This is a genomic window from Novosphingobium indicum, from assembly GCF_014645195.1.
In the GTDB taxonomy this organism is placed as follows: Bacteria; Pseudomonadota; Alphaproteobacteria; order Sphingomonadales; family Sphingomonadaceae; genus Novosphingobium; species Novosphingobium indicum.
In genome coordinates this window covers 1-6,400 of the sequence record NZ_BMLK01000057.1, presented here as the reverse complement: position 1 = coordinate 6,400, position 6,400 = coordinate 1, and the positions used below count along the sequence as shown (strand labels likewise).

Below are 6,400 nucleotides of genomic sequence, written 5' to 3'. Positions count from 1 at the left end.
ATGGCGCATCATGTCCATCGGCTTGCGCCAGTGGGCGCATGGGTCGTGATCAGAGAGTCTTGGTATCAGTCGGAATCTCCAGTTGGAACCCCTTGTCTTCGAGAACGTCGCCCGTGATGGCGCTAATCTTCTTCAAGACCGCTTGCGAAGCGTTGACGTTCGGTCTGAGCCCTTCATCTGTGACGCGCAATCGAACCTCATCGATGATCTCGTCTAGGAGCTGGTAGGTTGCGTCCGGCACGAAACATGCCTCGTTTTCAAGATCGAGTGCTGTTCTTGCGATACCCTTATATTTGGGCAAGTAGGAGCGCGCGATTGCATTGGGACAGGCTCGACGCCCCGGGTTGGCGCCCGCAAATCGGGGCGGCGCCTCAATTTCGCCGCAATAAGGTGTGTCATAATTGCGATTGGTCTCCGCCGATGCTGACCCGGCGAAAAGCGCTGAACAGATAAAGGGCGAGACTAGCCAAGATTTGCACATCGACTCTCTCCCGCTGCTTGCGTCATTCTAATTACAAATCAATCAGTATGAATAGAGAATGCCTTGCTTAGCGACGGATCAGCAAAAACACCCGAGACTTTCTATTGTAGGAGCGTAGCCTTTTCCATCGGATTTCGGGATATTGCGCTACCCATTCGTGAAACGCTTTGTATTCCCCAAGCGCTTTAACATCTAGGTCATTTAGCTTCCAGTCATCGAACATGATGATCGACGGTGAGGTCAGAATCGGTGCGACAAATCGAAGGGCATGGCGCGCAGACGTGTAGGTGTCGGAGTCGATCATGACGATCGACGCCCGGCCGATGCCATAGACATCGCCAGCGGACAAAGTGTCGGCATACCAGCCCTCGATGAGGGTTATCGGATTGGCGGTGTCGGTCAGTGGCTCGAGGCGCTGTTCCGTGACGCAGCGAGGACAAGAGAATTGACCGGCGTGCCAGACACCGCCGTCATCATGCGCAGCCGTGTCCGGCAGTCCCTGAAATGAGTCGAACCCGAATAATGAGAGATCGCGAATGCCCAACGTACGCAGAGCACTGCGCATACACAGCATCGAAGAGCCATTGTAGACGCCGAATTCCACATAGGCACCGATTTGGTCGCCAAGGTATTGCGAGAGAATGGTGAGTGCTTCTTCGAAGCGCCCTGTCAAAGTCTCCGTTGGAATGAGTTGCAGCCGATAGGCGTCTTCGCTCGAAGCCGGAACGGGAGAACGTGGAATGGGACGCAGAATTCGATAGATGCGGCGCAAGGGCGAGGCAGGCGCGACCTTGCGCTGCGGAGCTAGTTCACCGGAAGGACTATTCAGCAGCAGCGGCGCAGATTCTATGATGCCATGTTTGCCAATAGTCTGATCCATCCCCACAGCTTGATTCGATGGTGAAGACGTTACTACTTTCTCGTCGGTAGGAACAGTAACCGGGTCCATCGTCACCTGGCCCGAGGAGGAGAACTCTTTGGACTTTGGCAAGGTCGGATAAATCATGCGTTACCACCATTGCACATCGTGACTGGCCGACGATGAGCCTTGTAAAACGATCGAACAAATCCCCGCGCAGAACGGGGTCCAGATTGGCAAATGCTTCGTCCAGAAGGAACACACTTGGATTCTTCGCCAGTGCGCGGGCAAGAGCGAGGCGTTGACGTTCACCTCCCGAGAGAGAACGCGCCTTGCCGGTCAGATGCTGGTCAAGCGCCTTGCCTTTTAGGTCATCGAAAAGCTCCACCTCATGGAGCAGGCGCAGAGCTTCCTCGCGCAGCTTTTGCGCATCGCGCAGACCTGCGGCGCGAAGTGGGAAGGTGACATTCTCCAAGACTGACATGTGTTCATAGACCACGCCTCCTTGCATAACCATGCCAATGGGTTTTCTGAGTTCGGGCGGGCTCCCGTCGATCGTCGCTCCATTGACGAAGACCGAGCCTTGATATTGCAGGTCGTCTTTGCGCCAGAACCAGTGCCAGGGCGATGCGTTCGGTCGCCCCTGTTGAGTGACAAAGCCGGCAACGACATTGAGGATCGAGGATTTCCCAATGCCCGAGCGGCCGACGATGGCTAGTATCTCTCCGGCCCCGACGGCGATTGACAGGCCTTCGACCAAGGGAGGCTCGTCGCGGCGCAGGATGCTGAGTTCCTCAAGACGAAGCATATTTTCGGCAGGAACGATCATACACTACGCCTGTTTGTTGCGGCAATGATGAACGCCAGGATGATCGCGATAAGGCCGAGGACGAGACTGAACAGCGCCGCGCTGGTGTAGCTCGGGAAGGTCGAATCGTTCTGGAAATATCGCAGAATATAGAGATCGACCAAGAGCTTGGACTCGCCGGAGAGGAGTTGCTGTGAAATCACGATATCACCCCATGAGATCAGAGTTCCGATGCAGGTGACGGCGAGATGTCCCCGCCAGAGGTTCCCTTGATAGGCCAGCTTGAACCGCTCGCCCCAACCCGCGCCGTCAATCGCGGCAGATCGGTCCAGAAGATGAGGATAGGATTCTGCGTAGCCGATCGTGAGGATCGAACACATCGGAAGGAGATAGAGAAAGTGCAGCAGCCAGACGCGTGCGAGAGGCTCGATCGGCAACTCCAGCAGATATGGCTGATAGGCTATAAGCAGGAAGATGCTCGGGAGACCATAGGCCACAAGCGAGAGGAATTGCGTCCCGCGTCGCCAGAATCTCGATCGCTGCCGTGTCGCCAGATAGGCCGCGACGATAGCCAGGGTGGATGCTGCCATCGACGCCGAAAGGGCGAGCCAAGTCGTACGCCAGAGCGATACCCACATAACGTCGTTTGAAGGATCCCAAAGCAACGAAAGCCGGGGTCCTTTCCAGTGTCGGAACGCCTCCCATGCGATGCCTTCGGGGCGCACAGCCAGATCAGGGAGCCCGGAAGCGAGCAGCAGCACGATCAGCGGTAGCAGAGCAAAGAGAACGAGCGCGAGCGCGAGAAGGGTGAGTGTGGCCTGCCGCATCATATTAGTCCGCACCTTCCCGCCGTGCGGCCAGATAGCCGAGCGACAAGAGAAAAGATGTGATCTGGAGACACCAGGCGATGATGTTGAGTTCGGGGCTGGTCGACCCGGCAATGGTTCGCCACAACTCGATCGTGGCGACGTCGTCCCCGGATGCAATCATCTCGGTAAAAACGAATGGTGTGTCGAATTTGACGAGCATGAATGCCAATCGCAGCGCAAAAATGGCCATGATCACCGGAAGGATCCTTGCCAGTACGACCATGAGGGTCGTTCTGGTGAAAGGTGCTCCGTCCATTTGGGCGGCTTGCAGCACGGCTCGCGGCGTCGTTCGCAGACCAAGATAGGAGAGGAGGAACGCGAACGGAAAGAACTGCCAGGTACTGGCCAGCACTGCAGCCTCGAATGCATGCTGGTACAGCCAGAAATTGGGAGGAACCCCCAAGAGCGGGCTTGTGAACTGGGCCCAGGCACTTTGTGGCCCGATGGCGAACCGGAATGCCAGCCCGATCACCGAAGCTGGGATCGCATAAGGGATCAGGAAGACCGTAATGAGTGCGAGTTGACTCTTTTTCGTTCGGGCCAGCCAAAGGACGCTCAATGCCGCCAAGAGGCCGAGGCATACTTGTCCGCTAGCCGTGACGAGAGCGAAAACAAAAGCGCGCACAAGAAACGGCCATGCGAGGCTGAGATTGTTTGCCGACGGCCAGGGCGGGAAATCAAATAGCAGGAGTAGCAAGACGAGGAGCAACGACAATGCCATCAAGCTGGCCGGGATGCCAATCAGCACTCGGATCATTGTCGCGCCCCACAAAATCGAGATTATTGTCCCCCGGCTGGCCGTATTTCGCGGTTCACGAGCCGCATGGCCGCCGATTGCGCTTCGTCTAGAATGCTCTCGACATTGGCATTGGGCTCGAGCGCCTGTCCGATCGCCCGCGAGATGATGCCCTGCGCCTGAAGCTGAAGCAGATATGGATTGCGCAAGTCTTCGGCGAGGGTCGAAGAGTCCGGCCCTGGAACCAGAATGGGCCGGGTGAGATTGGCGTCTTCAAGAAACGTCAATGTGTGCCGGTGCCAATCCACCCACCCCGGACGGATGCTATTTAGATATGCCGGGTCATTGGCGAGTTTGCCAAAGATCGGAGTCAGGTGAATGGGAACCGTTGCAACAAACTTCAGATAATTTTCCTGCGCGTAGAACGCGCGCAGGAATTCAGCGGCCAGAGCACGCTTGGTCCCTCCGCCGGGCACCGTCTCCGATGTGGTGCGCTCAAAAATGACGAATGGTTCGGCGTCGATGGTGGCGACAGGTCGGCCATTGGCTTGGGCCGTCGGCGGCGACATGAATCGGAAGACCGAAGCAGTTGCCGATGCGGGTTCGCCTTCGAGGGTTTTTTCGATCGCGACACTTGCTCGCGCATAAGTAACGGGCGTGAGAAACGTGTTGCCCGGTGCTGCAAGCCTGCTGAACTGGTCAACATATTGCTGCCCTTGCCAATCGGGGCTGAGTAAACCGGCATCCTTCAGCCGGATGAAGAATTGTAGGGCCTGCCTCGCCGGTTCGCTCTTGAAGAGAAATTTCTGTGTTGCAGGATCGTACAAGCGGCCGCCCGCGTTGGCGACAAGCTCGCCGAACAGTTGATCCATGAAGAATGGGCTACCTCCCGGCAGCAGAACCTTCGCGTCGGGATTGGCGGCCTTTACCCGGGCGAGATACTGGAAGAGGGCGTCCTGCGAGATCGTACCGCTCGTTCCGCCGGGATATGGCAGCGCCAAGCCGCCAGATTTTCGCGTGTCGAATGTCCAACCGGTAATACCGACTGCATAGGCCATTCCATATCGTTTGCCATCGAAGAGTTGTAAGTCGCGGACAGCCGGCAAAATGGGCCCGTTGGCTTCCTCGATATCGGCGACGATGTCATCGATCGGACTGAGGAGTCCGCGCTCGACAAGCCCATAGGCCATGAAGGGTTCCAGATGGGCGATGTCAGGCGGATCCTCGGCGCGCAACGCCGTGGCGAGCTTTTCCGCCAGCGAGCCCCAAGGGACCGATTCTATTTGGACGTCCACGCCCGGATGCGCCTGTTCGAAGGACACCGCCAAGGCATCGAGAACCTCCTTCGCCTTTGGATCGGTTTCGGTTTGCCAAATGATCAGATCGGTCGTGTTCGCGGCGTCCCGACCCGAGCAACTCGCCAACATGGCTGCAGCCGCCGACACTGCGACCAACTGGCGAAGGACTCGAAGCGACTTCCTCATGCCAAATCTCCTTTGGGATCTTTCTCTTGCGGTAAGTCCGGGGGCTGACTGACCCATTGGTTGAACTCGTCCTTCGCCACATGCTGTTCGGAGCGGTAGGCCAGCGTCACGACCAACTGCAGTGCGAAAAAGATGGCGGCCAAGGCGATCGCCCAGGGCGAAAATTCATCATTGCCCAACAACCGCAAGAACAATGCGCCAAGAACTGCCGCCCCGGCACAGGAGAGGGCGATCAGCGGAATCCAATCGAATGCAATCGAGGTCATGTGCGCCGAGAAGCGCGCTGCCGACCGGCTAGCTGGATCGCCATGTGTACGGACCCCGAAGACCGGCGCCGTGAAGGCATGGGAAGCAACGGGATAGAGCGAGTAGAGCAAATGCCCGTTGTCCAAAGTGTGGGCAGTTGCAAGACGGCGCAGCCTGCGCACATGCAAGAATGCATACAGAATGGAAATCAGGCCGAGGAATTGCAGGATTGGCAGGCTTGCGTCTTTAGGCAGCTGGACCGTGAACATGCCCCCGGCAGGCGCACTTCTCACACGCGTATCTTCAGTTTGCATCGCTACGCGCATGGCGGAAATCGTTTCTCCTAGCCGTTCGAAGTCAGCCAGTGTACGCGGACGTGCTGTGGAATCGACGCCTGAGACCAGGCGATTGGACGATGTCAAAAAGGTCCGATCCGCTGCGCATGTTTCGGCTTCACTGAATATGCTCCACAGTGCCGTTCGCGCTTCGGGCTTTTCCCGGTAGTGCGAGCTGACGAGGCTATCGAGAGCGCCGATCTGGTCATCGCGGTGCTCCAGATAATATCCGCAATAGGAAGGCTTGGCGAGCGAACCGTAACAAAGGCGATCAAAGGCCTTTAGCGAGTCCTGGACCGACGCGATGCCCTTTTCGAAATCTACTAGGTCTTCGAGCAGGAGCTTTTGGTGCGGAATTTCGCACTCGGTGCTCGCCTTGGAGCAGGCACTGGCAATCTTACCGGGAACGGTCTGGAATTTTCGCAGGCCATCAAGCCAAGTGCTCGAGCAGCCAAGCTCTGGCAGATTGGCATTTTGGGCCGCCAAAAGGCTCTGACGAAGCGGCTGGACAGCGCTCATACCAAAACCTGTGGAATCTGACTCACTGAGGGTATCGGGTTTGGGGCTGACGTGATTCACCAT

At 57.2% G+C, this 6,400-nt stretch carries 7 protein-coding genes; all 7 read right to left on the bottom strand.

All coding sequences use genetic code 11. The features are described from left to right. Positions 1–49: 49 nt before the first annotated feature. Entirely contained in the window at positions 50–481 is a 432-nt protein-coding gene (locus IEX64_RS23700) for a hypothetical protein (protein WP_188823882.1), read from the bottom strand. Positions 482–548: 67 nt separating this feature from the next. After that, a complete protein-coding gene (locus IEX64_RS23695) occupies positions 549–1,361 on the bottom strand; it encodes a TylF/MycF/NovP-related O-methyltransferase (RefSeq protein ID WP_188823880.1) in 813 nt (270 codons plus the stop codon). Further along, entirely contained in the window at positions 1,303–2,169 is an 867-nt protein-coding gene (locus IEX64_RS23690) for an ATP-binding cassette domain-containing protein (protein ID WP_188823878.1), read from the bottom strand. The genes IEX64_RS23695 and IEX64_RS23690 overlap by 59 nt, the downstream gene beginning before the upstream one ends. Continuing rightward, positions 2,166–2,978 carry an ABC transporter permease subunit gene (locus IEX64_RS23685; protein WP_188823876.1) on the bottom strand — a complete coding sequence of 271 codons (813 nt, stop codon included), beginning with the start codon at positions 2,976–2,978 and terminating at the stop codon, positions 2,166–2,168. The genes IEX64_RS23690 and IEX64_RS23685 overlap by 4 nt, the downstream gene beginning before the upstream one ends. 1 nt (position 2,979) lies before the next feature. Further along, positions 2,980–3,774 (bottom strand): carbohydrate ABC transporter permease, encoded by a 795-nt coding sequence (locus tag IEX64_RS23680; RefSeq protein ID WP_188823873.1) that lies wholly within the window; start codon positions 3,772–3,774, stop codon positions 2,980–2,982. Positions 3,775–3,797: 23 nt separating this feature from the next. After that, a complete protein-coding gene (locus tag IEX64_RS23675) occupies positions 3,798–5,237 on the bottom strand; it encodes an ABC transporter substrate-binding protein (protein WP_188823871.1) in 1,440 nt (479 codons plus the stop codon). Beyond that, positions 5,234–6,400: hypothetical protein (locus IEX64_RS23670; protein ID WP_229710711.1), on the bottom strand; the 1,167-nt coding region annotated here is incomplete at its 5' end. The genes IEX64_RS23670 and IEX64_RS23675, both read right to left, overlap by 4 nt.

What these genes read in the sequence shown, in the direction of transcription:
- IEX64_RS23690 (WP_188823878.1), bottom strand. Translation starts at nt 2,169, where the DNA reads ATGATCGTTCCTGCCGAAAATATGCTTCGTCTTGAGGAACTCAGCATC.
- IEX64_RS23675 (WP_188823871.1), bottom strand. Translation starts at nt 5,237, where the DNA reads ATGAGGAAGTCGCTTCGAGTCCTTCGCCAGTTGGTCGCAGTGTCGGCG.
- IEX64_RS23685 (WP_188823876.1), bottom strand. Translation starts at nt 2,978, where the DNA reads ATGATGCGGCAGGCCACACTCACCCTTCTCGCGCTCGCGCTCGTTCTC.
- IEX64_RS23700 (WP_188823882.1), bottom strand. Translation starts at nt 481, where the DNA reads ATGTGCAAATCTTGGCTAGTCTCGCCCTTTATCTGTTCAGCGCTTTTC.
- IEX64_RS23695 (WP_188823880.1), bottom strand. Translation starts at nt 1,361, where the DNA reads ATGGATCAGACTATTGGCAAACATGGCATCATAGAATCTGCGCCGCTG.
- IEX64_RS23680 (WP_188823873.1), bottom strand. Translation starts at nt 3,774, where the DNA reads ATGATCCGAGTGCTGATTGGCATCCCGGCCAGCTTGATGGCATTGTCG.